The organism is Blastococcus sp. SYSU D00813, from assembly GCF_054050735.1.
Map to the genome: position 1 here is coordinate 1 of NZ_JBJGZX010000008.1, position 26,422 is coordinate 26,422.

The 26,422-nt window shown below is 77.1% G+C and carries 25 protein-coding genes; 16 read left to right on the forward strand and 9 right to left on the reverse strand.

The window, feature by feature from the left end:
• The first annotated feature begins 419 nt into the window (after positions 1-419).
• Positions 420-770, forward strand: coding sequence for an STAS domain-containing protein (locus ACI8AX_RS07490; protein WP_456549164.1), 351 nt, complete (start codon positions 420-422; stop codon positions 768-770).
• Positions 771-779: 9 nt separating this feature from the next.
• Positions 780-3,041, forward strand: coding sequence for a SpoIIE family protein phosphatase (locus tag ACI8AX_RS07495; protein WP_456549165.1), 2,262 nt, complete (start codon positions 780-782; stop codon positions 3,039-3,041).
• Here the strand turns inward: ACI8AX_RS07495 and ilvA are convergent.
• Together ilvA and ACI8AX_RS07505 are read right to left on the reverse strand one after the other, a co-directional pair.
• A complete protein-coding gene (gene ilvA / locus ACI8AX_RS07500) occupies positions 3,038-4,282 on the reverse strand; it encodes a threonine ammonia-lyase IlvA (protein WP_456549166.1) in 1,245 nt (414 codons plus the stop codon). The genes ACI8AX_RS07495 and ilvA overlap by 4 nt on opposite strands.
• Positions 4,283-4,334: 52 nt before the next feature.
• Positions 4,335-10,469 (reverse strand): DUF4011 domain-containing protein, encoded by a 6,135-nt coding sequence (locus ACI8AX_RS07505; protein ID WP_456549167.1) that lies wholly within the window; start codon positions 10,467-10,469, stop codon positions 4,335-4,337.
• Positions 10,470-10,623: 154 nt separating this feature from the next.
• Between ACI8AX_RS07505 and ACI8AX_RS07510 the strand changes: the two genes are divergently transcribed.
• From ACI8AX_RS07510 to ACI8AX_RS07525, 4 genes are all read left to right on the forward strand, one after another.
• A complete protein-coding gene (locus ACI8AX_RS07510; protein WP_456549168.1) occupies positions 10,624-11,133 on the forward strand; it encodes a hypothetical protein in 510 nt (169 codons plus the stop codon).
• A gap of 279 nt (positions 11,134-11,412) precedes the next feature.
• A complete protein-coding gene (locus ACI8AX_RS07515) occupies positions 11,413-11,874 on the forward strand; it encodes an NUDIX domain-containing protein (protein WP_456549169.1) in 462 nt (153 codons plus the stop codon).
• A gap of 157 nt (positions 11,875-12,031) precedes the next feature.
• Positions 12,032-12,565 carry a DUF4234 domain-containing protein gene (locus tag ACI8AX_RS07520; RefSeq protein WP_456549170.1) on the forward strand — a complete coding sequence of 178 codons (534 nt, stop codon included), beginning with the start codon at positions 12,032-12,034 and terminating at the stop codon, positions 12,563-12,565.
• 189 nt (positions 12,566-12,754) lie between these two features.
• Positions 12,755-12,904 carry a hypothetical protein gene (locus ACI8AX_RS07525; RefSeq protein ID WP_456549171.1) on the forward strand — a complete coding sequence of 50 codons (150 nt, stop codon included), beginning with the start codon at positions 12,755-12,757 and terminating at the stop codon, positions 12,902-12,904.
• A gap of 24 nt (positions 12,905-12,928) precedes the next feature.
• Here the strand turns inward: ACI8AX_RS07525 and ACI8AX_RS07530 are convergent, their stop codons facing one another.
• Positions 12,929-13,921 carry an isopenicillin N synthase family dioxygenase gene (locus tag ACI8AX_RS07530; protein WP_456549172.1) on the reverse strand — a complete coding sequence of 331 codons (993 nt, stop codon included), beginning with the start codon at positions 13,919-13,921 and terminating at the stop codon, positions 12,929-12,931.
• Between the two features lie 383 nt (positions 13,922-14,304).
• On the opposite strand from ACI8AX_RS07530, the gene ACI8AX_RS07535 reads away from it, so the two are divergent.
• Positions 14,305-15,276 (forward strand): ferritin-like domain-containing protein, encoded by a 972-nt coding sequence (locus ACI8AX_RS07535; RefSeq protein ID WP_456549173.1) that lies wholly within the window; start codon positions 14,305-14,307, stop codon positions 15,274-15,276.
• Positions 15,277-15,327: 51 nt separating this feature from the next.
• On the opposite strand, the gene ACI8AX_RS07540 is transcribed toward ACI8AX_RS07535, so the two are convergent.
• Entirely contained in the window at positions 15,328-15,780 is a 453-nt protein-coding gene (locus ACI8AX_RS07540; RefSeq protein WP_456549174.1) for a GtrA family protein, read from the reverse strand.
• A gap of 104 nt (positions 15,781-15,884) precedes the next feature.
• On the opposite strand from ACI8AX_RS07540, the gene ACI8AX_RS07545 reads away from it, so the two are divergent.
• On the forward strand, positions 15,885-16,310 hold the full coding sequence (locus ACI8AX_RS07545) for a hypothetical protein (protein ID WP_456549175.1): 426 nt from the start codon (positions 15,885-15,887) through the stop codon (positions 16,308-16,310).
• A gap of 51 nt (positions 16,311-16,361) precedes the next feature.
• On the opposite strand, the gene ACI8AX_RS07550 is transcribed toward ACI8AX_RS07545, so the two are convergent.
• Both ACI8AX_RS07550 and ACI8AX_RS07555 read right to left on the reverse strand, forming a co-directional pair.
• The gene (locus ACI8AX_RS07550) at positions 16,362-16,643 is read right to left on the reverse strand and encodes a DUF427 domain-containing protein (protein ID WP_456549176.1); all 282 of its coding nucleotides are present in this window, start codon (positions 16,641-16,643) and stop codon (positions 16,362-16,364) included.
• A gap of 32 nt (positions 16,644-16,675) precedes the next feature.
• Positions 16,676-17,059 (reverse strand): PaaI family thioesterase, encoded by a 384-nt coding sequence (locus ACI8AX_RS07555; RefSeq protein ID WP_456549177.1) that lies wholly within the window; start codon positions 17,057-17,059, stop codon positions 16,676-16,678.
• A 109-nt stretch (positions 17,060-17,168) separates the two neighbouring features.
• Between ACI8AX_RS07555 and ACI8AX_RS07560 the strand changes: the two genes are divergently transcribed.
• The gene (locus ACI8AX_RS07560) at positions 17,169-17,714 is read left to right on the forward strand and encodes a DM13 domain-containing protein (RefSeq protein WP_456549313.1); all 546 of its coding nucleotides are present in this window, start codon (positions 17,169-17,171) and stop codon (positions 17,712-17,714) included.
• Positions 17,715-17,727: 13 nt separating this feature from the next.
• Here the strand turns inward: ACI8AX_RS07560 and ACI8AX_RS07565 are convergent, their stop codons facing one another.
• The gene (locus tag ACI8AX_RS07565; protein ID WP_456549178.1) at positions 17,728-18,048 is read right to left on the reverse strand and encodes a hypothetical protein; all 321 of its coding nucleotides are present in this window, start codon (positions 18,046-18,048) and stop codon (positions 17,728-17,730) included.
• A gap of 57 nt (positions 18,049-18,105) precedes the next feature.
• On the opposite strand from ACI8AX_RS07565, the gene ACI8AX_RS07570 reads away from it, so the two are divergent.
• Positions 18,106-18,990 (forward strand): bacteriorhodopsin, encoded by an 885-nt coding sequence (locus ACI8AX_RS07570; protein ID WP_456549179.1) that lies wholly within the window; start codon positions 18,106-18,108, stop codon positions 18,988-18,990.
• A gap of 3 nt (positions 18,991-18,993) precedes the next feature.
• Here the strand turns inward: ACI8AX_RS07570 and ACI8AX_RS07575 are convergent, their stop codons facing one another.
• A complete protein-coding gene (locus tag ACI8AX_RS07575; RefSeq protein ID WP_456549180.1) occupies positions 18,994-19,434 on the reverse strand; it encodes a GNAT family N-acetyltransferase in 441 nt (146 codons plus the stop codon).
• Positions 19,435-19,540: 106 nt separating this feature from the next.
• Between ACI8AX_RS07575 and ACI8AX_RS07580 the strand changes: the two genes are divergently transcribed.
• The 6 genes from ACI8AX_RS07580 (at position 19,541) to ACI8AX_RS07605 (ending at position 25,648) form a co-directional block, all read left to right on the forward strand.
• Positions 19,541-20,539, forward strand: a complete 999-nt coding sequence (locus ACI8AX_RS07580; RefSeq protein ID WP_456549181.1) for an iron ABC transporter substrate-binding protein — start codon at positions 19,541-19,543, stop codon at positions 20,537-20,539.
• A 92-nt stretch (positions 20,540-20,631) separates the two neighbouring features.
• The gene (locus ACI8AX_RS07585) at positions 20,632-22,134 is read left to right on the forward strand and encodes an ABC transporter permease (RefSeq protein ID WP_456549182.1); all 1,503 of its coding nucleotides are present in this window, start codon (positions 20,632-20,634) and stop codon (positions 22,132-22,134) included.
• A complete protein-coding gene (locus tag ACI8AX_RS07590; RefSeq protein WP_456549183.1) occupies positions 22,131-23,225 on the forward strand; it encodes an ABC transporter ATP-binding protein in 1,095 nt (364 codons plus the stop codon). The genes ACI8AX_RS07585 and ACI8AX_RS07590 overlap by 4 nt, the downstream gene beginning before the upstream one ends.
• Before the next feature lie 62 nt (positions 23,226-23,287).
• A complete protein-coding gene (locus tag ACI8AX_RS07595; protein WP_456549184.1) occupies positions 23,288-24,103 on the forward strand; it encodes an aldolase/citrate lyase family protein in 816 nt (271 codons plus the stop codon).
• 13 nt (positions 24,104-24,116) lie between these two features.
• Positions 24,117-24,974, forward strand: a complete 858-nt coding sequence (locus ACI8AX_RS07600; protein ID WP_456549185.1) for an NAD-dependent epimerase/dehydratase family protein — start codon at positions 24,117-24,119, stop codon at positions 24,972-24,974.
• Entirely contained in the window at positions 24,971-25,648 is a 678-nt protein-coding gene (locus tag ACI8AX_RS07605) for a glycosyltransferase (RefSeq protein ID WP_456549186.1), read from the forward strand. Before ACI8AX_RS07600 ends, ACI8AX_RS07605 begins: the two co-directional genes overlap by 4 nt.
• Here the strand turns inward: ACI8AX_RS07605 and ACI8AX_RS07610 are convergent.
• Positions 25,642-26,337, reverse strand: coding sequence for an ATP-binding cassette domain-containing protein (locus ACI8AX_RS07610; protein WP_456549187.1), 696 nt, complete (start codon positions 26,335-26,337; stop codon positions 25,642-25,644). The two genes, ACI8AX_RS07605 and ACI8AX_RS07610, sit on opposite strands and share 7 nt — an antisense overlap.
• Positions 26,338-26,422 lie beyond the last annotated feature (85 nt).

The following is a 26,422-nucleotide window of genomic DNA, read 5'->3' on the forward strand; positions in this document are numbered from 1 at the left end:
TCAGCGTGGTGCCGATCTCGGCCAGGTGCACCGTGGCCGAGGCGGCGGCGGGGTTGGTGCCGATGGCCAGCAGCAGCGTCGAGGAGGTGACGCCGTAGGCCATGCCGAGACTGCCGTCGACGAGCTGCGCCCCCAGACCGACCAGGGCCAGCAGGGTGATCGTCTTCACGGGGCTCCTCGGGGCTCGGGCGGCGACGGCGGCTCGGGCCAGCGTCGCGGGGGCCCGCGTCCCGCGGATCTCCCGACCCGGGGGAGGGCCACTCCCACAACGTGGGGGGCGGCGTCGTCCGGACGGCGGGCCGCTCGGTCCGGCCGGGTGACCTGCCGCGACACCGGAGGGTGCGCGCACCTACGGTGTAGCGGGAACCCACCGACCGTTGACGGACAGCGGCCGGGCGTCGGGCGAGAGGCTGGGAGTCGTGCAGTTCGAGGTCCAGCGCACGACCGTCGAGGGACGGCCGGCGCTCCGGGTCCGCGGTGAGCTGGACATCGCGACCGCCCCGCAGCTGGGCGGCGCGGTGGCCGACGTGCTCGCGTCGGGGGCGTCGTCCCTGGTCGTCGACCTGAGCGAGACCACCTTCCTGGACTCCTCCGGTGCCCGGCAGCTCACCCGCACCGCGCGGAACTGCAGCGACGTCGGCGTCGCGCTGCAGGTGGTGTGCCCGGCCGACAACCGCCCGGTGCGGCTGGTCCTGGACCTGCTGGAGCTGCACCTGGCCGTGCCGATCGTCGAGCGGGCCGGCCTGGCCGGTGGAGGGGTCGGCTCGTAGGGTCGCTCGGTGACCCCCGCCGACGGCGCCCGCTCCGCCGCTGCACTGGACGAGGCGCTGCTGCGCTGCGCGGACGAGCCGATCGCCGTCCCCGGCGCGATCCAGCCGCACGGTGCGCTGGTGGCGGTGACCGAACCCGACCTGGCCGTCGTCCTCGCCTCGGCGAACGCCGCGGCCGTGCTCGGCGCCGAGGTCACCGGGCGCACCCTCGCCGACCTGCTCGGCCCGGCCGACACCGCGCGGCTGCGCGCCGGGCTGGCCGGGGACCTCGCCGAGATCGACCCCCTGCGGGTGGACCTGGCCGGCGGCCCGGTGGACCTGGTCGTGCACCGCGCCGACGGGCTGCTGGTCACCGAGTGGGAGCCGCTCACCGGGGCGGCGGAGGCCGGGCCGGCGTGGCACCGGCGGCTGCCGTCGGTGCTGCAGCGGCTGTCGGACACGGCCTCGCTCGAGGAGCTCACCGCGGTGCTGGCCCGCGACGTCCGCGCGCTGACCGGCTTCGACCGGGTCATGGTCTACCGCTTCGACCGCGAGTGGAACGGCGAGGTGGTCGCCGAGGACCGCCGCGACGACCTCGAGCCCTTCCTCGGCCTGTGGTACCCGGCCGCCGACATCCCCGCCCAGGCGCGCGCGCTGTACGCGACGAACTGGCTGCGGCTGATCCCCGACGCCGGCTACACCCGCGTGCCGCTGGAGCCGGCCGCCGTGCCGGGCAGCGGGCGGCCGCTGGACCTGTCGGGCGCCGTGCTGCGCAGCGTCTCGCCGGTGCACCTGGAGTACCTCGCCAACATGGGCGTGGTCGCCTCGATGTCGGTCTCGCTGATCGACCGCGGGCGGCTGTGGGGGCTCATCGCCTGCCACCACTACGCCGGGCCGCGCCGGCCGTCCTACGCCGACCGGGTCGCCGCGGAGTTCCTCGGCCGCACCGCCTCGCTGCTGCTGCACACCAAGGTCGCCGCCGGGGCGCAGGGCGACGTCGTCGGCGTCGCGCAGCGCTCCGCCGACCTCGCCGCGGCGGTCGGCCGGGCCGGGCGCACCTCACTGCCCGCGCTCACCGAGGGGCCGGCGACCGTGCTGGACCTGCTGCCGGCCGGCGGAGTCGCGGCGCGGCTCGACGGGCGGCTGCGGCTGCTGGGGGAGACGCCGCCGGCCGCGCGGGTCGGCCCGCTCGTGTCCGCGCTGCTCGAGGCGGACGTCCCGGTCACCGACGCGCTGTCGCGGGTGCTGCCCGACGCGGCCGACCTCGCCGGCACCGCCAGCGGCGTGCTCGCCGTGGGCCTCGACGGCGGGGACTTCCTGGCCTGGTTCCGGCCCGAGACCCCGCGCGAGGTCACCTGGGGCGGCAACCCGCACAAGACGCAGGTCACCGCCACCGGGCGGCTGTCGCCGCGGCGGTCGTTCGAGGCGTGGACCGAGACCGTGCGCGGCACCGCCCGTCCGTGGGCGGAGCACGAGGTGGCCACCGCGCGGGCGCTGGCCGGGCAGGTCGCCGCCGCTGCCCGGGTTCGGGCCGAGCAGGAGAACCGGATGGCCGCCGCGCTGCAGCGGACGCTGCTGCTCGACGAGCTGCCCAAGGTGCCCGGCGTCGACCTCGCCGCCCGCTACCTGCCCAGCGCCGACGACGTCGTGGGCGGCGACTGGTACGACCTCGTGCCGCTGCCCAGCGGGCGGGTGTCGCTGGTGCTCGGGGACGTGGCGGGGCACGGGCTGTCCGCGGCTGCGGTCACCGCCCAGCTGCGGCACGCCCTGCGGGCGGCGCTGCTGCGCGACCAGGGCCCGGGAGCGGCGCTGGGCGAGCTCAACCGGCTGCTCACCGCGCTGCTGCCGGGGGAGATGGCCACCGTCGTCGTCGCCGAGCTCGACCCGCGCAGCGGCGAGGTGGCGGTGGCCCGCGCCGGGCACCTGCCCGTCCTGTCGACCGCCGCCGGGTTCGTGCAGGCGGGCCGGGGGCCGGCGCTGGGGCTCCTCGACGACGCGGGCTACCCCGAGACGCGGCTGCGGCTCGCCGCCGAGGAGCGGCTGCTGCTGTTCAGCGACGGTCTGGTGGAGCGGCGCGGCGAGCCCATCGACGGCGGGCTGGCCGCGCTCGAGGCCGCCGCGGCGGCGGGCGGGCCGGACGTGTCGTCCCTGCTCGACGCCGTCCTCGCCGCGCTGGACCCGCCGGACACCGACGACGTCACCCTGCTCGGCCTCGGCCGGACGAAGGACCCCTGCTCCCCACCACCCGCACGCTCGCGGCGGGCCCCTGACAGGGGGCCGAACAGCGACTAGACGAGGAAGCGGTAGGCGGTCGTGCCGGGCGCGAGGTGCTGGATGCGCAGCGGGCTGGCCTCGATGCGGGCCAGCAGCGCGGTGAGGTCGGCGGCGTTGCCGAGCTCGATGCCGGTCAGCGCGGCGCCGGTCTCGCGGTTGTCCCGCTTGACGTACTCGAACAGCACGATGTCGTCGTCGGGGCCGAGGACGTCGTCCAGGAAGCGGCGCAGCGCCCCGGGCTCCTGCGGGAACTCGACGAGGAAGTAGTGCTTGAGCCCGCGGTGCACCAGCGAGCGCTCGATGACCTCCGCGTAGCGGCTGACGTCGTTGTTGCCGCCCGACAGCAGGCAGACGACGGTCTGCCCGGGCTCCACCCGCACCTGGCCGCCGGTGAGCGCCGCGGTCGCCATGGCCCCGGCGGGCTCGGCGATGACGCCGTCGACCTGGTAGAGGTCGAGCATCTCCGTGCAGATCTGGCCCTCCGGGACGGCGACCAGCTCGGCGCCGCAGTCGCGGACCAGCGGGAAGGTCAGGTCCCCGGCGCGGCGGACCGCGGCGCCGTCGACGAAGGTGTCGATCTCGGGGAGCTCCACCGGGTGCCCGGCCGCGAGCGCGGCCGCCATGTCCGCCGCCCCGGCGGGCTCGACGCCGACCAGCCGGGTGCCGGGGGAGTGCTCGGCCAGCCAGGTGCCGGCGCCGGCCAGCAGGCCGCCCCCGCCGACGGGCAGGACGACGACGTCCGGCCGCTCCGGCAGCTGCTCGAGCACCTCGACGGCGACGGTGGCCTGGCCGGCGATCGTGCCGGGCGCGTCGAAGGCCGGCACGAGGGTGGCCGCGGTGGCGTCGGCGTGCCGCGCGGCGGCCGCGGCGGCGTCGTCGTAGGTGTCCCCGGAGAGCACCAGCTCGACCATGCCCTCGCCGAGGGCGGTGATCCGCTGGCGCTTCTGCCGCGGCGTCGTCCCCGGGACGAACACGTAGCCCCGCACCCCCAGGGCCGCGCAGGCGTGCGCCACCCCCTGACCGTGGTTGCCGGCGCTGGCGCAGACGACGCCGGCGGCGCGGGCGGCGTCGTCGAGCCGGCTGATCGTCGTGTACGCGCCGCGCACCTTGTAGGAGCGGCCGACCTGCAGGTCCTCCCGCTTGAGCCAGACGTCGGCGCCCGTCGCGGCGGACAGGCGGGCGTTGCGCTGTAGCGGCGTCCGGCGCGCGACGCCGGCCAGGCGCTGCACGGCGTCGGCGACGTCGGCGGAGAAGTCCACGGCGTCATCCTCGCCGACCGCCGCCTGCGCCCTGGCGGCGCCCGGGAGGAGCTCAGCCGGCGGGCGGCTCCGTGGGCGGGCGGAGCGCGCCGTCGCCGGTGCGGACCAGCCGGCCCGTCCCCAGCACGTGCTCCAGCGCCCGCTCGAGCAGCGGCGTGAGCGAGGGGGTCCGGCGGCGGTAGCCGAAGACCTCCGCGGCGCGGGGGAACAGCTCGTCGGCGGTGGTGCCGCCGGCCGGGCACAGCGCCACCATCGCGTTGCCGACCTCCTCCGGCGCCACGTGCTCCAGCGGGCGGTCGGCGCTGGCGGCCTGGCGGCGGAAGCCGGTCCAGCCGGCGCGGTTCAGGCCCTCGGGCCAGACGAAATCGCCGGCGAGCTGCTCGGCCGGCAGCAGCGCGAGCAGTGCGTCGCGGCGGGTCTCGGTGACCCGGGTGAGGCCGTAGGCGCCGGCGGCCAGCCGGACCAGCCGGTCGCGGTGGACCGGCCCCTCGGCCTTGACGCCGGCCACGAGCAGCCGGCGGACGGCGCGGGCGGTGCGGGCGTCGGCCAGCTGGTCGAGCACCTTGCGCTCGCCGGCGGGCTTCGGCGCCCACGGCACGAACCGCTGCTCGCCGTCGGCGGCCGCGGCCGGGGCGCGCCGGGCGGCCGGCCGGCGGGCGGGCGCGGGCTCTCCTCCGGCCGGGGGGACGGGGGCGGGGTGCGGAACCGGCTCCGGCACCGACTCCGCGGCCGGCTCCGCGGCCGGCTCCGGGACCACGGTCAGCTCGGCGCGGACCGGGGCCGGCACCGGCGCGACCACGGCCGCCGGGGCGCCGCGGAGGACGGCCAGCGGCGCGGCGGGCGGCGCGGCGGCCGGACCGGGCCGCGGGCCGTCGTCCACCACCGCCAGGACCGGGCGGACCGGCGGCAACGACGGCGCGGGAGCGGCCGGTGCGGCGGCCGGCGGCGTCGCCCCGGCCGGAGCGGCGGCGTCGGCGCCGGACACGGCGGCCGCCGTGGCGACCAGCCGGTCGAGGACGGCGTCGCGGTCGCGCAGCCAGGAGGGCAGCCACACCCGCTCCACCGCGGGCCAGCCGAGCATCCCGGAGAGCACCTCGACGGGCAGCCCGTCGCGGTCGCCGACCGTCCTCCGCCGGGCCCACGCCGGGCCGTCGAGGAGCACGGCCATGACGGGGGTGTCCGGCGCGCCGGGCGCGGCGACCGACAGGTCGACCCGGAACTCCGAGAGCCCGACGTCGGTGCGTACGGTGAGCCCGCGCCCGCGCAGCGCCTCGGCGACCTCCTCGCGGTGCCGGTCGAGCGTGCTCGCCGGCCGGGCCTCGCGGGGCAGCGCGGAGGGGCCGTACGCGGCCAGGTCCAGGTAGGCGCGCAGGTGCTTCACGCCGACCGACGCGGTCTGCTCGGCGCGCAGCTGCGCCGGGTCGAACGAGGTGAAGACGACGACCTGCCGGCGCGCGCGGGTGACCGCGACGTTCAGCCGGCGCTCGCCGCCGACCCGGTTGAGCGGGCCGAAGTTGAGCGGCAGCACCCCGCGGTCGTCGGGGCTGAAACCGGTGGAGAAGAGGACGACGTCGCGCTCGTCGCCCTGGACGTTCTCCAGGTTCTTGACGAACAGCCCCTCGCCGTCGGTGCGGTCCAGGGCCTCGACCAGCCGGTCGTCGTCGGCGTCGCGCAGCAGCGCCTCGATGTAGGAGCGCTGCTGGGCGTTGAACGTCACGACGCCGATCGAGGGCAGCCGCTCCGGCGAGGCGTCGAAGCGCCGGCGGATCTCGGCGACGACGGCCTTGGCCTCCATCGGGTTGGTCCGCAGCAGCCGCCCGGCGCCGGAGCGGTGGAAGGTGCCGTTGACCCGCACCAGGGAGATCCCGCGGCCGTCGGGCTCGGCCGACGCCCGCCCGTGCGTGGGCGCGGGGAACGACGACAGCCGGTTGCCGTAGTAGTTGCCGTTGCTGAACGCGATGAGCGACTCGTCCTGGCTGCGGTAGTGCCACGACAGCCACTGCCGCGGCACCCGCGCCTGCACGCACTCGGAGAGGATCGACTCCTCGTCCTCCACCGTGGTGCCGAGCAGGTCGGCGACGTCGTCCTCCCCGCCGGAGGCCGGCTCGGCGAAGGACGTCGGCGGCATCTGCCGGCTGTCCCCGACGACGACGGCGGCGCGGGCGCGGCCCAGCGCGCCGACGGCGTCGGCCACCCGGATCTGCGACGCCTCGTCGAAGACCACCAGGTCGAACAGCCCGGCGCGGGCGGGGAAGAAGCGGGCCACCGAGTCGGGGCTGACCAGCACGATCGGGGTGACCGCGGTGACCAGGTCGGCGTACTGCTCCAGCAGCGCGCGCACGCCCAGGCCCCGTCGGGAGCGGCCCAGCTCCCGCTGCAGCGCGCCGACCCGGCCGTCGCCGGTGTGCGCGTCGAACGGCCGGGCGGCCAGCAGCCCGGCCGGCAGCGCGGCGGCGAGGTGCCGGCGGACCGCCCGCGAGGCCGCGGCGAAGCGGCCGATCGCCTTCTCGTGGGCCTCGGCGTCGAAGGTGTCCAGGTCGGCGGCGTCGCGGCGCTCGGCGACCGAGGCCAGGGCGACCCCGTGCTCGAAGGCGCGCAGCGCGTCGTCGGCCGGCAGCTCGCCGCGGACCAGGGCCGTCCGGCCGTCGGTCAGCCCCGCCGCCCGCAGCGGCTCCAGGGTGTCGAGGAAGGAGGCCCAGCGGCGCAGCGACATCAGGCCGGTGTGCTCGACCCCGCGCTCGGGCCGGGTCATGGTCCAGCGGAAGACCAGGCCGTCGTCCCCGCACCAGGCGGCCAGCCGCCGGGTGTCGCTGCCGCACACCGTGAGCAGCGCGGTCAGGGCGTCGCGCAGCCGGGCCACGGCCGCCGCGGCGGCGGCGTCGGGGCCGGGCCCGCTCACCACGTAGCGCCGCAGCTGGACGGCGAACTCGCTGGCGCTGTCGGCCAGCGCGCCGCTGCGCCGCAGCCAGGCGACCTGGCCCTCGAGCAGGTCCGGCTCCAGGAGGGGGTTCCAGCTGGCCGGCACCGACAGCCCCGGGATGACCGACGCCCGGGCGGCCAGCGCGGCCGCCGCCTGCTGGAGCCGCCACAGCGCCGCGGTCAGGTCCGGGACGTCGCGCAGCCGCAGCTTGACCTCGGGCCGCAGCACCGGGGCCAGCCGCTCGCGCACCGCGGCCAGGCCGCGCCGGCGGGCCAGCCAGGTGCCCGCCTGGGCGGTCTGCGCCTCCACGTACAGGTCGGCCAGCGGGAGGCCGAGGGCCTCGGGGCCGGCCAGGTCCAGCCCGGGGTGGACCCCGGAGGCGAAGGCCGCGACCTCGCCGAGGACCTGCGTGGTCGCGGTCGTCCAGCGCTCGGTGGGCACCTCGTCGAGCACGTCGAGCGTGGTGGGCGGCCCGGCGAGCAGGTGGGCCAGCCCGTCGAGGTCGGCCGGGGTGCGCACCTCGCGCAGCGCCCGGGCCAGGTGCTCCTCGGTCGGCAGCGCGCGGATGGCGGCGTCGACGGCGGCGGCGGTCTGCTGGGCGGCGAGCAGGTCGACCCGCGGGGTGTCGACGAACGCCCACGCGTGCCGCGGCGAGGGCCGGGCGAGGTCGGCGACGTCGGGCAGCAGGGCGAGGGCACGGCGGACGGCGGTCAGGTCCTCCGCCGAGGCCGCGGCCACGACGGTCGCCGGGACGGGCAGCACGGGGGTGTCCTCCCCGGCGGCCAGCAGCGCGGTCCGGGCGGAGTAGCAGGACAGCCCCGCGGCGTTCGGCGCGTGCAGCCGGGCGGTGTAGCGGGCCAGGGTGCGCCGGGCGGCGCGCAGGTCCTCGGCGTCGGCGGCCAGGCCCTGGTCGTCCACGGCGACCGCGTGCTCCAGCGCGGCCTGCACCTGCGCCCGGACGGCGGCGGCCTTGCTGCCCTTGTCGTGCAGGTCGAGCGCGAACGGACCCATGCCGACGGCGTCCAGCCGGCGCGCCACGACGTCGAGCGCGGCCCGCTTCTCGGCGACGAACAGCACCCGCTTGCCGTCGGCGACCGCGCGGGTCAGCAGGTTGGTGATCGTCTGGGACTTGCCGGTGCCGGGCGGGCCCTCCAGCACGAAGGTGCGTCCCGCCCCGGCCTCGGCGATCGCCCGCAGCTGCGAGGCGTCGGCGGGGACCGGGCACTGCGCCGCGAGCTCGTCGAGGTCGACGGAGCCCGCCGTGTCGGGCGCGGGGTCGGTGAAGGCCTCGGTCGGCTCGTGCAGCAGGTGCGCGACGAGCGGGTTCTGCGCGAGCTCGGCCCAGTGCTCGTCGAGGTCCTTCCACAGCCGGTACTTGGCGAACTGCAGGACGGCCAGGTCGGCGGTCGGCTCGACCCGGTGGGGGAGCCCGGCCTCGGCCAGCGCCTCCCGCATCGCCTGCAGCGCCCGGTCCAGCGCGATCCCGGCGCCGTCGCCCTCGGGCTCGACCAGGCCCGGGACCACCAGGCCGTGCACCTGCCGCAGCTTCTCCAGCAGGCAGTAGTTGGGGGTGCTGCTGCCGGTGTCGTCGAGGGTCAGCCGGTAGCCGCCGGTGCGCGAGGCCGCGGTGAGGACGACGGGCACGAGCACCAGCGGCGAGCGCAGCGGGCGGCCGTCGAGCTCCCAGACCAGGCTGCCCAGCGCCAGGTACAGGTTGTTGGCGCCGGTCTCCTCGCGCACGGTCTTGGCCTTGTAGGCCAGCCCGCGCAGCCGGGGCAGGTAGCCGCCCTCGGTGACGTCGGCGTGCACCGACCGGCGCTCGGCCAGCGCCTCGGCGAGCAGCTCGTCCGGCAGCTCGGCGGCGCCGGTGACGCCGCGCTCGCGGTGCACGGCGGCGAGCCGGTCGGAGGGCAGCAGGGTGACCGCCGTGCCGCCGGACAGCAGGTCCTCCAGCGTGGCCAGGGAGCCGGCGGGCACGGTGAGCGGCAGCCCGGACCGCTCGGTGTAGTTGATCAGCCGGTTGCGCAGCGACAGGTCCAGCAGGCTGTTCTTCCACTGCTGCACCCGCGCCGGGGCCTCCGGCCGGCCGTGCCGGCTGACCGGCGCCGGCACCGCCCGCTCGACCGGGCGGGGGGCGGCGTGCTCCGCGGGTCGGTACTCGACCAGCTGCACGGCGCCGTCGGTACCGCGGGTGCGCGCCGGCAGCGGGACGATGCCGTCGCGCCGGGCCCGGTGGACGTCGGTCACGCCGAGCACCCGGTCGAGGGGCCGGTCGGCCGGGCCGCCGGCCAGCCAGGCCGAGTAGGCCGCGCGGTGCAGCTCGTGGGGGTCGGGCGCGGGGGCGTCGGCCGCGCGCGAGGTCAGCAGCGTGGTCTCGACCAGCCGGACGTAGCCGAGGTCGACCAGGTTGACCAGCGGCGCGACGTCGGTGGTGGCGGCGCTCTCGGCGCCGCGCTCCTCGCGCCAGTAGCCGAGGAAGGAGTGCCCGTCGGCGACCCACAGCAGGGGCCGGATGCCGGCGTGCTCCAGCGCCGCGGCGAGCACCACGACCGTGTCCAGGCAGGTGCCGACCCGGCCGTCGAGGACGTCGCCGGGGGTGCGGACCTTCTGCCCGAGGTCGGCCCAGCTCGCCGGCGGCTCGCTGTAGCGGATGCCGCGGGCGGCCATCGCGGCGGTGACCGCGGCGACGATCGCGTCGGCCCGCTCGGGGCCGGACTGGTAGCCCTGGACCGACGGGTCGCCGGTGCGCTCGGCGAGCAGCGCGCTCGCCTCGTCGAGCAGCGCGCCGATCGCCGGGTGGTGCGGCAGGACGTGCGCGGCGAGCATCTCGAGCGCCAGCGGCACGGGGGTGGCCAGCCACTGGCTGGCGGCGAGCACCTGCACCGGGGCCGCGGTGCCCGCGACGTCCTCGCCGTCGACCAGGACGTCGACCTCGATCGAGCCCGGCCGCTGCTCGTCGATCTGCAGCATCGCCGCGGGGTCCATCACCAGGCCGACGTCGGCGAGCACCGTCGTCTGCCCGGCCTCGAGGTCGACCAGCCGCTCGACCGCGCCGCCGATCGGGCCCTCGGAGTCGCGCACCGACAGCCGGACCGTGGCGCCGGAGACCGCGCCGCCGTGGTTGGTCAGCGCCAGCCGCGACACCACCGGCACGCGGTTGTGCGCGAGGGCGTAGGACAGCACCGGCGTGGTCGTCGCCGCGATCGCCACCGCCGGCCGTGCGCTGCCCGGGGCGGCGGGCGACGGACGGACCGGCGTGGTGCTCATGGGCCCCTGTCTACCGGTCCGGACGGACCGGTCCGGTCAGGCTCGACGAGCGTCTGGGACGGGTGTGACAGGCGGGGAGGATCGTTGCCCGGGCGGCGTCGCGGCGCGCGCGTCGGCGCCGGGGGCGCCCGGACGCGGTCGTACGTTCCCGGCGATGCCGAGCAGCCCGCACGACCGCGACCCGGTCCCGTCGGCGGACGTCGACACCGAGCGGATGCCCGCGCACTCGCGGCACCGCGCGGCCCGGGGACCGTGGTGGCGGAGGTGGCCGGCCGCCGCGGTCGCGGTCCTGCTGGCGGCCGTCGCCGCGCTGGCGGTCGTCGTCTCGCCGGCGCCGGACGAGCGGCCCGCCGCCGCGCCGCTGGCCGCCGACCCGTCGGACGAGCCGCGGGCGACGCCGCCGGCTCCGGCCTGGCGGACCGCGACGCCGTCCGCTCCGGCGTCGGTGCCGGCGCCGGTCGACCCGCCGCCCGCCCCGCCGCCCCCGCCGTCCCCGGCGCCGGCGACGACCGGGTCCCCGGTCGACGTCGCCCCGGCCGACGACGCCCCGCAGGACCCGTGCGACCCCGACGGCCGCGACGACGGGCGCGCCGCCGATCGGGAGAACGGCGGTCGGGGCAACGGCGGCAACGGCCGGGGCCACGGAGGCGGCCGCTGCCGCTGAGCCGACCGGCCGGGCAACGGCCCGTGTCGTGCAGGTGACGTCCTGTCCCAGGGGCGCGTCGGTGCGTCCGCGCGGGTGCCGGGCTCTGCCACGGTCGGGCGCACCCACCCCGAGGGAGGCCCCGATGTCCTGCCCGACCTGCACCCCACCGGCCGCTGCGCGGCCTGCACCCGGGCCCGCGCCACGACGATCGTGCGCGTGCGCTCGAGCTGGACCCGCCCGCTCCGGGAGGCCCGCCCGCGCTGACCGCGACCCTCGCCGCCGTGCGAGGGTGGGAGCGTGCCGAGGCGGAGTGCGGGGGTGCTGCTGCACCGGCGGGGCCCGGCCGGCCTCGAGGTGCTGCTCGGCCACATGGGCGGTCCGTTCTGGGCCCGCAAGGACGCCGGCGCCTGGTCGATCCCCAAGGGCGAGCACGCCGAGGGCGAGGACGCCGAGGCCGCCGCGCGCCGCGAGTTCGCCGAGGAGCTCGGCAGCCCGGTGCCGGCCGCGGACCTGCTGCCGCTGGGCGAGGTGCGGGCCTCGGGCAAGGTCCTGGCGGTGTGGACCGCCGAGGGCGACCTCGACGCCGCGACCTGCCGGAGCAACACCTTCCCGCTGGAGTGGCCACCCCGGTCCGGGCGCGTGCAGGAGTTCCCGGAGATCGACCGCGCCGGCTGGTTCGGCCTCGCCGAGGCCCGCGAGAAGCTCGTGAAGGGGCAGGTCCCCTTCCTCGACCGCCTGGCCGCCGCCGTCCCCGGCTGAGGCCTGAGACCCGGGGGGAGCGGCAGGCGGGGCGGGAGGGGACGCCGTGGCGGCCGTGGGGACCCCACGCGCGGAACGGCCCGCCGCCGGCTGGAGGCGGTCTAGCTTGCTCCCGCCGGCGGAGAGCCCGCCGGTCGACGCACGAGACGGGGCCGACATGTCCACCCCCCAGTACCCTGCCGGGCCGTCCTACCCGGCGCCGCAGACCCCGCCACCCCCGCCACCGCCCGGCTACGGCGCCGCGCACAACGGCTACGGCGCCCCGCAGGGCGGCTTCGCCGGGCAGCCGATGCCCGCGGCCCCGAGTTCCGGGCAGTACTTCGCGCCCTCCGGGCCGATCGGGCAGATTCGCGGCACCGGGATCGCGATCCTGCTGTGCATCGTGACCCTCGGGATCTACAGCCTCGTCTGGTACTTCAAGGTCCACGAGGAGATGAAGCGGCACACCGGCAACGGCCTGGGCGGCGCGCTCGCCCTGGTCCTGGCCATCTTCATCGGGGTCGCCTCGCCGTTCCTGACCAGCAGCGAGGTCGGCAACATGTACGAGCGGGCCGGCCGGCCCAAGCCGGTCAGCGGCGCGACGGGCCTCTGGTACATACCGGGCTTCATCATCATCGTCGGGCCGATCGTGTGGTTCGTGAAGACGAACAACGCCCTCAACGAGTACTGGCGGTCGCTCGGCGCCCGCTGAGCCCGCCGTCCCCCCCCGCCTCCGGCCGCGCCGTCTGCGCGACGGCGCGGCCGGTCGCGTTCCCGGGGCCGACTCGTGACGGTTCGCTGACGTCTCGTCCCACGGGCCCCACCCGGAACCGGCCGGTGTCGCCGCGTGGCATCGTCGGCCGGCCCGAGTCCCGACGGACTCTGAGATCGAGGAGAGCCCGTGTCCTGCCCCACCTGCGGCACCCACGACCAGCGCGGTGCGTACTGCGTCTCCTGCGGCACCGAGCTGCTCGCGCTGACGCAGCCGGTCCTCCGGCTGGAGACCCGGCGCAAGCCCCCGGTCCCGCCGGCGGCGCCGCCCGCGCGCTGAGCGGTCGCCGCCGGGCCGGCCGGCTCAGGACGCGTACGTGACCTGCTTGACGAACTTGCCGAGCAGGTGGGCCCCCGACGTCACGGGCTCGTGGCGCGGGGCCTCCCCGGGGGCCAGGCACCCCGGCAGGCACTCGATGACGGCGTCGTAGTTGGGCTGGTGGAAGAAGATGAGCGACAGCCGGCGGCTGTCGGCGGCCAGCTCCCGCGGCGGGTTCACCACCCGGTGCAGCGTGGAGACCCAGCGGTCGTTGGTCCACTCCGCCATGAGGTCGCCGATGTTGATGACCAGACCGCCGGGCACGACCGGGACGTCGACCCAGGCGCCGGCCTTGTCGCGGACCTGCAGCCCGCCCGGCGCCTCCTCCTGCCGGACGATCGTCAGGCTGCCGTAGTCGGTGTGCACGCCGGCCCGCAGCTGGCCGGGGAGGGGCTCGGTGGGCTGGTCGGGGTAGTTGATCGCCCGGAACATGCTGATGTGCCGGTCGATCTTCGAGTCGAAGAAGTGCTCGTCGAGGTCCAGGCCCAGCGCGAACGCCCGCATGAGCCGCCGCGCCAGCTCGTCCATCTCCCGGAAGTAGCGCTCGAACAGCGGCCGCATCTCGGGCAGGGCCGAGGGCCACAGGTTCGGCGCGAAGTGGGTGCCGGCCAGCTCCGGACCGAAGTACGGGTCGTCGGCCGGCACGTCCGGCGTCCCGATGTCGAACTTCTCCTTCAGGTCGCCCGGTGCCGCGGCGTCCATCGACGCGGCCAGCCCCTCGGCGCCGACCGCCGACCACCCGCGGACGACGTCGGTCGAGGGCTGTGCCACCTCGGCCTTGCGCTCCGCGGGCAGGTCGAAGAAGTCGCGCGCCGCCTGGTACGTCGCCTGGTCGAGCTCCTCGTCGACGCCGTGGCCGGTGATCTGGAAGAAGCCGATGTCCTCGCAAGCCGCTGCGATCGCGTCTGCGACGCGCTTGCGCTCGCTCAGGGACCCGGTGCGGAGGGGGGAGACGTCGATGACGGGAACGGCGGACACGGGCGCTCCTCGGGGGCCGTCGGCTGGGACGGCCGAACGCTAGCGCCGTGGCGACCGCCGGCATCAGGTGCAGACCGGCCATCCTGCGGCCACGATCTCGGGAGTTCTGCACTGCTGCGACCGGCCGATCGCCCGGTCGGCGTCCCCCGGTCACGTCGTGTCGCCGCGCCTCCACGGCATGGTGTGCACGGAGGTCCTCGGCCACTGCGCTCCGCGCTCGAGGATCCCGGGCCCGCGCTCGAGGCGGAGGTGCAGCGCACCGCCGGGGAGCGGTGCGGTGGCGCGGGTCACTGCTAGCAATCCGCTTGCAGGAGTTAGCAGACGGCCCGGCAGGGGCATGACCGTCCCCGTCAGGTCATCCCCGATGTCTGGAGTCCCCCGCCATGACCGACAACGCCAAGATCGTCAACCAGCTGCGCGCGCTGGTGCTGCTGTCGCAGACCGAGGAGCAGGTCGCCCGCACCCGGGTGGCGCAGGCCCGCACGGACGCCGTCCGCCGCGAGCTTGTGCAGAACGCCGACAACGCCGCGGAGCGGACCCGCCTCATCACCGAGCAGCTGCGGGCCCTGGGCGGCGTGCCCGACCTCGTCACCCCCGCGATCGGCCGGCTGTCCGCCGTCCTCAAGGCCACCGTCGAGCAGGCCGCCCCGCTCGAGGAGGCGCTGCTCACCGACCTGCAGCTGGAGCACCAGCTGCTGGACCGCGCGACCTACGTCAAGGTGCTCGCCCAGAAGGCCGGGCTGCCGGGGGTCGAGCAGCTGGCCGAGCGCCTGGTCGCCGCCCACCGGGCCACCGTCGAGTGGCTGACCGTCGTCCTCGCCGAGGAGGCCCTGGGCGGCCCCGCCGCGCTGGTGCCCACGCCGTTCCAGCGGGTCGCCGGCACCGCCGCCCGCGCCGCCAACGCGCCGGTGCGCTTCGTGGCCAACCGGGTCAACGAGGTGCTCGACAGCGCCCAGCAGGTGCGGGAGGAGGCCGAGGGGAAGCTGGGCGAGGTGGCCGGCAAGGCCAGCTCCCTCACCGGCGCCGTGCGCGAGACGCTCACCGTCGGGCGGGCCGCCGCCCTCCGCCGGGCCGAGAGGATCGCCCGCCGCGAGGGCAACCGGGACGCCGCCGACACCGCCCGGGCCGCCCGCGAGGAGCTCGGCGACGTGACCGCCGACGAGCTGCCGATCAAGGGCTACGACTCGCTGTCGACCGCCGACGCCGCCAAGGCCGCCAAGGAGCTGCGCTCGCCGCACGACATCCGGGTCGTCATCCGCTACGAGGAGACGCACAAGAACCGGTCGAGCGTCGTCAGCGCCGCCCAGGTCGCCCTGGCGGCCGTCGCCAAGGAGGCCGTGGGCGTCGACAGCTGACGCCCCTCCCGCACCGAGGGCCCGCACCCCGTCAGGGGTGCGGGCCCTCGGTCACGCCGGGGGAGCCGCCGGGAACACCCACCGGCGGTAGACGACGAAGCGGACCGCCGTGCCCACCGCGATCGAGCCGACGTTCGCGGCCTGCAGCACCAGCGCGTCCTCCTGGCCGAGCCCGTGCCGCACGAGGCCCATGACCGCCAGCCCGAGCAGCAGCGTCGTGCCGTTGACGAGACCGAAGAGCAGCAGCCCGCGACCGGCCGGGCTGCGCGGCCGCCCGCCGTAGGTGATCAGGCGGTGGCCGGCGAAGGCGACGCCGGTGGTGACCAGGGTCGTCAGGCCCTTGGCCGCCACCGCCTCCACGCCCGCGTGCGCGTAGAGCAGCTGGAAGAGCAGCAGGTCGAGCACGAAGCAGGTGCCGCCCACGAGGCCGAAACCGGACAGCTCCCGCAGCAGCCGCCGCCACGCGCCGCCGAGCCCGGGGCCCGACCGCTCGCTGACCCGCACGGCGAGCAGCCTAGGAGGCGCGCAGGGTGCAGGGCGGCCCGCGTGTCCGGTGTCGCAGCCGTCCGGGTCGCGATGCGCGAGGGCGCCGGGGCATGGTGGAGCCCATGCACATCACGCCCGAGGCCCTGGAGCGGGAGTTCTCCCTGAGCACCGCCACGACCCGGCTGGACTTCCTCAGCCGGCGCGACAGCGGGGCCGCGACGCTCAACACCGTCGCCCACGACGACCCGGACGACTGGAGCGCCATCAAGGACGCCGAGACGAACCTCGACGTCCCCGAGTCGCTGGAGCTGCTCGCCCTCGGCGAGGTCGTCGCCCGCAAGGCGCGCGACAGCCAGCTCATCGGCATCCGCGCCGCGCTGCGCGGCGGGGCCGGCTGGGACGAGATCGCCGCGGCGCTCGACCAGACGCCCGAGGAGGCCTGGACGGCCTACCACCGGCTCATCGAGCGCCAGGAGCGCACCCGCGCCCTCGACCCGGACGACGCCGCGTCGGCCCGCGACCTCGCCGGCGCCCGCCCCCGGCGCTGACCGCCTCCGGTCCGGGACTCCCGGCGCGCGAGGGTCCCGGACCGCTGGTGGCTAGCGGACCTCGACGCCCCGCCAGAACGCCACCCGGCCGGTGATCTCGCGGGCCGCGTCCTTGGGCTGCGGGTAGTACCAGGCGGCGTCGGGGTTGGTCTGCCCGTCGACCTCGAGCGAGAAGTACGACGCCTCGCCCTTCCACGGGCAGGTGGTGTGCGTGCTCGAGGGGCGCAGCACGTCCTCGCGCACGGCCTCGCGCGGGAAGTAGGCGTTGCCCTCCACGGTGACGATGTCGTCGGACTCGGCGATGACGGTCCCGTTCCAGGTCGCGGTGGTCATGCCCCGATGGTGCTCCTCGGGGACGCCCGCTGTCAGCGGTGCAGGAGGGCGAAGGTGGCGACGGCGTGCGCGACCGCCTTGCCCTCCTGCTCGACGTCGGCCTCGCAGACGGTGAGGTGCTCGCCGCGGGTGCGCACCGAGGCGCGGACGCCGAGCGGTCCGGGCCGCCCCGGCCGCAGGTAGGTGACCGTGAGCTGGCTGGTCGCCGGCACGTCGCCCTCCCCGGTGACCGTGCGGACCGCCTGCCCCATGGCCGTGTCCACGAGCGTGGCGAGCACGCCGCCGTGCAGCGTCCCGGCCGGGTTGAGGTGCTCGTCGGTCACCTCGAACGCCAGCCGTGCGCCGCCGTCGCCGGCGTCCTCCACCCGGGCGCCGAGCCGGCCGGCGAAGCCGCCGGGGGTCGTGTCGTCAGCCATCGCCGGGTCCTACCCGCGCGGCCGGCGGCCACGCCCGGACCGGTCCGGCGGTCGCGTCGCGGATGCCCCCGGGCGGGCGGCGGGCCGTCTACATTGCGCCGCCGTGGCGATGCGGCGGAGGACCTGGATCTGGTCGGTGGCGGCCCTGGTGGTGGTCGCCCTGGCGGCGTTCGTGCTGGTCTGGTTCCAGCCGCAGAAGCTGTTCTACGACGACGAGGTGTCCGAGGCGCTGCCCACGGTGGCCGCGGTGCCGGCCGACGAGCAGAGCAGCGGCGGGGGCGCCGCGACGCCGTCCGCCCCGCGGCAGCCGGTCGACCTGGCCGCCGGCAGCTTCGTGTCCCGCGAGCACGAGACCGTGGGCACGGCCCGGGTGGTGCAGCTCCCCGACGGCCAGGTCATCGTGCGGCTGGAGGGCTTCGAGACCTCCAACGGACCGGCGCTCTACGTCTACCTCTCGCAGAACCCCGCCGACGGGACGGAGGCGGCGTTCGACGACCAGTTCGTCGACCTCGGCGCGCTCAAGGGCAACGTCGGCGACCAGAACTACGTGGTGCCCGCCGGGGTGGACGCCACCTCGTACACCAGCGTGGTGATCTGGTGCGACCGGTTCGACGCCGCGTTCGGGGCCGCGGACCTGGCCCCCGTCGCGGCCTGACCGGCCCGCCCGCTCAGCCGGCCGGGGGCAGCCGGGCGTCGAGCAGGCGGGCGAGCGCGACGAGGTCCGGGAACCCCGCCGGGCCGCCCGCAGCGGTGCGCAGGGCGGCGGCCAGGGGAGCGGCGATCGCGGGGGAGAGGGCGGCGATCCACGCGCCGGAGGCCGCACGCGCCTCGGCCACGTGCTCGGTGCTCCCGTCCGGGGCGACCGCGACCACCTCGGGCCGGCTGGCGAGCAGGCCGGTCAGCCGCCAGCTCCCCGGCGTCGTCCGCGCGGCCAGCGCCTCGAGCCGGTCGGCGGCGGTCCGGAGCAGGTCGGCGGGGTCGGCGTCCACGGCCGGATCGTGCCCCAGCGGGGTGTGGGGACGGCGCCGGGCGGGGACAGCCGCGGTGTGGACCCCACCGGCAGCCGCGCCCCGGAGCTGCAGACCCTGACGCCCGGCCAGTACGACGTCGTCCAGTTCGCCGTGCTCGGCGCCGGCTTCGCGCTGCTGGCGTACTTCCTGTACGCGCTGACCAGCCGCGACGAGGTGTCGGCCCGCTACCGCCCCTCGGCCTACGCGGCGCTGTGCCTGGCGGCGGTCGCCACCGTCGCCTACGCCGTCCTGTACTCCGACGTCGACAGCGGGTTCCGGCTGGTCGACGGCGCGTACGTGCCGACGGAGGAGGCCCGCACCACCGAGGGCACGCGCTACATCGACTGGTCGGTCACCGTGCCGCTGCTGACCGTCGAACTGCTCGCGGTCTGCTCGCTGGCCGGTGCCCGGGCGCGGCGGGTGCGCGCCGGGGCGATGGCCTCGGCGTTCCTCATGATCGTCACCGGCTACGTCGGCGCCCAGGTGGTGGGGGAGGGTGACGACACCGCCGCGCTGGTGGTCTGGGGGCTGATCAGCACCGCCTTCTTCGCCTACCTGTACGTCGCGCTGATCGCGGCGGTGCGCGCGTCGCTGCCGACCATGGGGGAGGAGGCGGCCACCAGCCTGCGCAACGCGACGATCGTGCTGCTCAGCAGCTTCGGCATCTACCCGCTGGTCTACGCGGTGCCGGTCTTCGCCGACGTCACGCCGGCCTGGTACACGGCGATGCAGGTCTCGTACTCGGTCGCCGACGTCATCGCCAAGATCGGCTTCGGCGTCCTGGTGCACAAGGTGGCGAAGCTGCGCACCGCCGAGGACGTCGCGGCCGGCGCCGACACGCACCCGGAGCCGGTGTGGTCGAGCAACGTGCACAAGAGCGAGGGCGTGCAGCCGGAGGTCCGCCGGATCGCCGAGCGGTGAGCCTCAGGCCGGCTCGCGCCGCATGGGCACGTGCGGGATGCCGTCCTCGTCGTACCCGGGGCCGCTGCGCCGGAAGCCGAACCGCTCGTACCAGCCCTCGAGGTGGGCCTGCGCGCCGAGCGTGACCGGGAACCCGTCGCACAGGGCGATGCCCGCCTCGATCAGCCGCGCCGCCAGGCCGAGCCCGCGGTGGGCACGCGCGGTCGCGACCCGGCCGATCGCGCGGGTGGCGCCGTCGTCGAGCACCCGGATGGTGGCCGCGACCTCGCCGTCGACCTCCGCCCACAGGTGCAGCGTCGCCGGCTCGACGTCCCGGCCGTCGAGCTCGGGGTAGGCGCACTCCTGCTCGACGACGAAGACGTCGACCCGCAGCCGGCACAGCGCGTACACCTCGAACGGGGTCAGGTCGGCGAAGCGGGCGGTGCGGAACACGGGTGCGGTCACCCGGCCGTTCTAGCCCACGGCGTCCCGGCGCCGCGGCGGTACCCTCTTCTGCTTAGGTGTGGCTCGCCTACGTCTTGCTGGAGGACCCGTGTACAGCCCCGGGCGAGTGACCGCCGCCGTCCTGTCCGCCCTCGCCGTCTCCGGCGTGCTCGCCGGCTGCGGCGGGGACGACGACGCCGAGACCCTGACCGTCTACAGCGCCCAGCACGAGAGCCTCGTGCGCACGATGCTCGAGGACTTCACCGAGGAGACCGGCATCGAGCTGGAGTTCCGCGAGGGCAACGACGCCGAGCTGGCCAACCAGATCATCCAGGAGGGCGAGGCCTCGCCGGCCGACGTCTACCTCACCGAGAACAGCCCGGCGATCGACGTCCTCGACCGCGAGGGCCTGCTCGCGCCGCTGGAGCAGGCGACGCTCGACCAGGTCGGCGAGCAGTTCCGGCCCTCCTCGGGCACCTGGACCGGCTTCGCCGCCCGCAGCACGGTCCTGGTCTACAACCCGGCCCAGCTGCCCGAGGAGGAGCTGCCGGCGTCGATCCTCGACCTGGCCGGCCCCGAGTGGGAGGGCCGCATCGGCATCGCCGCCGGCGGCGCGGACTTCCAGGCGATCGTCAGCGCGGTGCTGGCCCTGCGCGGCGAGGACGAGACCCGCGCCTGGCTCGAGGGCCTGGAGCGCAACGCCGACGTCTACCAGAGCAACACCGCCGTCATGACCGCCGCCGACGAGGGCGAGATCGACGCCGGGATCATGTACCACTACTACTGGTACCGGGACCAGGCCGAGAACGCCCTGCGCGGCGACGACGCGGCCCTGCACTTCTTCGGCAACGGCGACCCCGGCGCCTTCCTGAGCGTCTCCGGGGCCGGCGTGCTCGCCTCCTCCGACCAGCAGGACGACGCCCAGCGGCTGGTCGAGTACCTGACCAGCCCCGAGGCGCAGGAGCGGCTGGCGCAGAGCTCCGCGCTCGAGTACGCCGTCGGCACCGGCGTCGCCTCCGCCGAGGCGCTGCCGCCGCTGGAGACCCTCGGCGCCCCCGCCGTCGACCCCGGCGGGCTGGACCAGGAGCGGGTCACCGAGCTGATGCAGGAGGTGGGGCTGCTCTGAGCGCCCCGGCGTCGCTCCCGGCCCCCGGGACGGCGGCTCCCCGGCCGCCGTCGCGGGGCCGGCGCGCGCCCGCCGTCCTGCGCCGCTCGCCGGTGACCGTGCTGCTGGCCACGGCGGTCGCCGCGCTGGCGCTGGTGCCGCTGGGCCACATCGTCACCGGTGTCGCCGACATGGGCTGGAGCGGCGTCTCCGAGCTCGTGTTCCGCGAGCGGGTGGCCGACCTGCTCTGGAACACCGCCCGGCTGGTGGCCGGCACCGTGGCCGTGTGCGCCGTCCTCGGCGTGGGCGCGGCGTGGCTGGTCGAGCGGACGGCGCTGCCGGGCCGCCGGTTCTGGCACGTGCTGCTCGTGGCGCCCCTGGCGGTGCCGGCGTTCGTGAACAGCTACGCCTGGATCTCGCTGCTGCCCGGCCTGGACACCTACGGTGGCGCGCTGCTGGTGGTGTCGCTGTCGTACTTCCCGTTCGTCTACCTGCCGGCCGTCGCGGCGTTCCGCGGGCTCGACCCGGCGCTGGAGGACACCGCCCGCGGGCTGGGCCTCTCGACGTGGGCGGTGTTCCGGCGGGTGCAGCTGCCCCAGCTGCGGGTCGCGGTGCTCGGCGGCAGCCTGCTGATCGCGCTGCACGTGCTCGGGGAGTTCGGCGCCTTCGCGATGCTGCGGTACCCGACGTTCACGACCGCGATCTACGACCAGTACCGCGCCACCTTCAACGGCCCGGGCGCGACCGCGCTGGCCGGGGTGCTCGTCGTGCTGTGCCTGGTGCTGCTGGTCGCCGAGATCCGGCTGCGCGGACGGCACGGGTACGCCCGGACCGGCGCGGGGGTGGCCCGCCCGCCGCGGCCGGTGCGGCTGGGCGGGCTGACCGTCCCGGCGCTGGCCGGCGTGACCGCGCTCGTCGGGCTCGCCGTGGCGGTGCCGCTGGCCAGCCTGGTCACCTGGCTGGTGCGCGGCGCCTCCACCGATCTCGACCTGGGCGAGCTCGCCACCACCACGGGATCGACCCTGGGCCTGGCCGCCGCCGCGGCCGCGGTGACGACGGCGATGGCCCTGCCCACCGGCTGGCTGGCGGTCCGCCGCCGCGGCCCGGTGAGCACGCTGCTGGAGCGCAGCACCTACCTGGGCAGCGCGGTGCCGGGGATCGTCATCGCGCTCGCGCTGGTGACGGTGAGCATCCGGGCCACGCCCTGGCTCTACCAGACCGTGCCGGTGCTGCTGGCCGCCTACGCGATCCTCTTCCTGCCGCGGGCGATCGTCACCGTGCGCGCGGCGGTCGAGCAGTCGCCGCGGCTGCACGACGACGTCGCCGCCTCGCTGGGCGCCTCCGCGCCCGACCGGCTGTGGCGGGTCACGCTGCCGCTGCTGGCGCCGGGCATCGGCGCCGGCGCGGCGCTGGTCTTCCTGGCCGTGGTCACCGAGCTGACCGCGACCCTGCTGCTCGCCCCGACCGGGACGACGACGCTGGCGACGGCGTTCTGGTCCTCCAGCAGCGCGCTGGAGTACGGGGCCGCCGCGCCGTACGCACTGGTGATGGTGCTCCTGTCGGCCCCGGCTACCGTGCTGCTCTCCCGAGACGCCCGACGAGGTCTGACCACATGAGCGAGCTCACCGTCCTGGACGTGACGAAGTCCTACGGCCCGACCGCGGTGCTGACCGGCATCGACCTGCACGTGCCGACCGGGACGACGACCGCGCTGCTGGGCCCCTCCGGGTGCGGGAAGACCACGCTGCTGCGGATCGTGGCCGGTTTCGACGACCCCGACAGCGGCACCGTCGAGCTCGGCGGCCGGGTGGTCGCCGGGGAGGGCCGGGGCGTGCCCGCACGACGGCGCGGGATCGGCTTCGTGCCGCAGGAGGGCGGGCTGTTCCCGCACCTGTCGATCGCCGGGAACGTCACCTTCGGCCTGCCGCGCCGGCAGCGCCGCGACCGCGGGCTGGTCGCCGACCTGCTGGCGCTCGTGGGCCTCGACGCGGCCCTGGCCGACCGCTCGCCGCACCAGCTCTCCGGCGGGCAGCAGCAGCGCGTGGCGCTGGCCCGCGCGCTCGCGCCGCGGCCGTCGCTGGTCCTGCTCGACGAGCCGTTCTCCTCGCTCGACGCCTCGCTGCGCGAGGAGACCCGGCGGGCGGTCTCCGACGCGCTGGCCGCGACCGGCGCCACCGCGGTGCTGGTCACCCACGACCAGTCCGAGGCGCTGTCGATGGCCGACCAGGTCGCCGTGCTGCGCGGCGGCCGGCTGGTGCAGCTGGCCGACCCGCGCACGCTGTACCGCCGCCCGCGCGACCTCGACGTGGCCACCTTCGTCGGCGAGGCCGTCGTGCTCGACGCCGAGGTCCGGGACGGCCGGGCGCACTCCGAGCTCGGCGTCCTCCCGCTCGAGCACCCGGTCGCCGACGGCCCCGCCACCGTGCTGCTGCGCCCGGAGCAGCTGCGGCTGACCGCTGCTGCCGCCGGCGGTGCGGTGGCGCACGTGGGCTCGGTCGACTTCTTCGGCCACGACGCCCGCGTGCGGCTGCTGCTGGCCTCGGGCCGCACAGTGAGCGCCCGGCTGGACGGCCGGGCGCTGCCCGCGCCCGGCGACGAGGTCGCGATCGACGTGCTCGGCGCCGCGCTGCCGTTCCCGGCCGAGGGCGCCGCCGTCCCCGCCCGGGAGGCGCCGTCCCGCCCGCCGCAGGTGCCCGCCGCCGGCTGACGGCACGCCCGGGAGCGAACCGGCTCCCGATCGACCATTAGGTGTGCCTAAGCTCACCGGTCGTGGACCTCCTCCTCTTCAGCGTGGACCCCGGCTGGGGCCGGGACGTCGTCGCGGCCGGCGCGGCCGGCATCGTCGTCGACTGGGAGCGGCGGGGGAAGCACCGCCGGCAGCGGGGTGAGGGCACCCAGATCAACGCCGACACCCTCGACGACCTCGTCCGCATGCGGGCGGCCACCGACGGCCGTCTGCTGTGCCGGGTGAACGGCTACGGCCCCTGGACGGCGGGCGAGGTGGCCGACGCGGTCGCCGCCGGCGCCGACGAGGTGCTGCTGCCCATGGTGCGCGGGACCGAGGAGGTCGACCGCACCCTCGACCTGGTCGCGGGCCGCTGCGGGCTCGGCATCCTCGTGGAGACCCAGGACGCCGTCGACCGCGCCGCGGCGCTGGCCCGCCGGCCGCTGGCGCGGGTCTACGTCGGCCTCAACGACCTGCGCATCGACCGGCGCAGCACGGAGCTCTTCGGGCCGCTGGTCGACGGCACCGTGGACGCCGTCCGCTCGGAGGTCGCCCAGCCCTTCGGCGTCGGGGGCCTGACGCTGCTCGAGGGCGGCGCGCCGGTGCCCAGCGAGCTGCTGGCCGCGGAGCTGGTCCGGCTCGGCACCGACTTCACCTTCCTGCGGCGCTCCTTCACCGCCGACATGGCCGGCCGGGACCCCTTCGTCGAGGTGCCCCGGCTGCTCGCCGGCCTGGACCGGCTCCGGGCCGCCGACGCCGCGACGGTCGCCGCCCGGCGTGCGGAGTTCGCCGCCGCGGTCGACGGCTCGCCGGCCGCGGGACGCGCGCCCGCGCCCGTCGCCGTCCCCGCCCCGGCGTGAGGGCCGGTCGCCGGTGAGGGCGCTGGTCACCGGCGCCGGGGGGTTCGTCGGCCGGCACCTGGTGCAGCGGCTGCGGTCCGACGGCTGGGCGGTGGTCGGCCTCGGCCGGGGCGACGTCGACCTGGCCGACCCGATCGCGGCCGCGGCCGCGGTCCGGGCCGCCGACCCCGACGTCGTCTTCTCCCTGGCCGCCGGGCGGGCCAAGGCGACCCCGGCCGAGCGCGCGGCCACCGTGGCGGTCAACACCAGCCCCTGGCTGGTCGACGCGCTGCCCGACCGCTGCCGCGCGGTCGTGCGGCTGGGGTCCTCGACCGAGTACGCGGCCGGCCCGGCGCCCCTGGCCGAGGACGCGCCCCTGCACCCGCGGGGCTTCTTCGGCGCCACCAAGGCCGCCGGGTCGCTGCTGCTGCAGGCCGCGGCGGCCGAGCGCGGGGTGCGGGCGGCGGTGCTGCGCGCCTTCCAGGTCTACGGCCCCGGCGACCACCCCACCCGGCTGGTGCCCGTCGTCCTCGCCGCCGCCCGCGACGGCGGCACCGTGCCGCTGCCGGCCGCGGTCAGCCGGCGCGACTGGGTGTGGGTCGGCGACGTGGTCGACGCCTGCGTGCGGGCCGCGACCGCCGACGACCTGCCGCCGGGGCAGGTGCTGAACATCGGCACCGGGCTGCAGACCTCGACCGAGGAGCTGGTCGCCGCCGCGGAGCGGGCCACCGGCCGCCGGATCGCCACCGCCGCCGGGGCGCACCCGGGCCGGTCCTGGGACACCGCCGACTGGGTCAGCGACCCGCGGGCCGCGGCGCGGCTGCTGGGCTGGCGCCCGACGGTCGGCCTGGAGGAGGGGCTGGGGCGGATCTGGGCCGAGGAGTACCGGTGACCGGCGGGGGCGTGGCCGTCGTCGTCCCCGTCTACGGCAACGCCGACACCCTGGAGCCGCTCGCCGCCCGGCTGGCCGCCGCGCTGGCCGGCCGGGACTGGCGGCTGCGGCTGGTCGTCGACGCCTCGCCCGACGACAGCGCACGGGTGGCCGCCGGGCTCGCGGCGGCCGACCCGCGGGTCGGCGTCACGGTGCTGGAGCGCAACGTCGGCCAGCACGCGGCGATCGCCCGGGGTCTGGCCGACGAGCCCGGCGCCGACGCGTGGGTCTGCCTGGACGCCGACCTGCAGGACCCGCCCGAGGCCGTCCCGGTGCTCCTCGACCGGCTCGCCGCCGGGGACGTCGAGGCGGTCTTCGCCGGACGGCGCGGGGTCTACACCTCGCGGCTGCGGCGGCTCACCGGCGGGGCGCACCGCCGCGTCGCGGCCCGGCTCACCGGCCTGCCGCCCGACGCCGGGGCGTTCCTGGCGATGGGCCCGCGGGTGCGCGAGGCGGTGCTCGCCGTCCCCTCGCCGAGCGTCGTGCTGGCCGTGGGGGTGGCCGGCCGCCCGCTGACCAGCGTGCCGGTGGCCCGCGAGCCGCGCGCCGCGGGCCGCTCGGCGTGGACGTCGCGCGCGCGGCTGGCGCAGTCGGCGCGCTCGCTGGCGTGGGCGGTGCGCGCCCGCCGTCACTGAGCCGGCGCGGCCCGGGTGCGCAGCTCGTCCGCCGTCCCCTCGTCGACGACGCGGCCGGCGGCCAGGAGCGAGAGCCGGTCGGCCAGCCGGCCGGCCTCGTCGAGGTCGCGGGTGGTCAGCAGCACGGTCGTCCCGGCGCGGACCAGGGCACGCAGCACCTCGGCGACCTCGGCGCGGCAGTGCGGGTCCAGGTCGGTGGTCGGCTCGTCGAGGAGGACCAGCTCGGGACGGACGACGATGCTGGCCGCCAGGTCGAGCCGGCGGCGCATGGCCGGGGTGTAGGTGGCGAGCGGCCGGGCCGCCGCGGCGTCGGCCAGGCCGAACCCGGCGAGCAGCTGGTCGGCGCGCAGCCGCGCCGCCGCGCGCGAGTAGCCGAGCAGCCGGGCGAGCTGCACCAGGTTGACCGGCCCGCTCAGCTGCGGGTCGAACCACGCCGTCCGCCCGGTGCAGCCGACGCGCGAGCGCACCTGCTCGGCGGCGGTGACGACGTCGGCGCCGAGCACCCGCGCGGTCCCGGCGTCGGGCCGCTGCAGGGTGGCGAGCACGCGGATCAGCGTCGTCTTGCCCGCCCCGCCTCCGCCGACGACGCCGTGCACGCAGCCGGCCGGGACGCGCAGGTCCAGGCCGTCCAGCCCGCGGACGCCGCCGACCACGGCGACCAGGCCCTGGGTCTCGACCGCGAGCGCCACCTGCCCACCTCCGGGTGCCCGTCCGGCCGGAGCGCCGCGGGTACGACGAGGAGACGGCGGCGGAGCCGTGGACTCATCGGTGCCG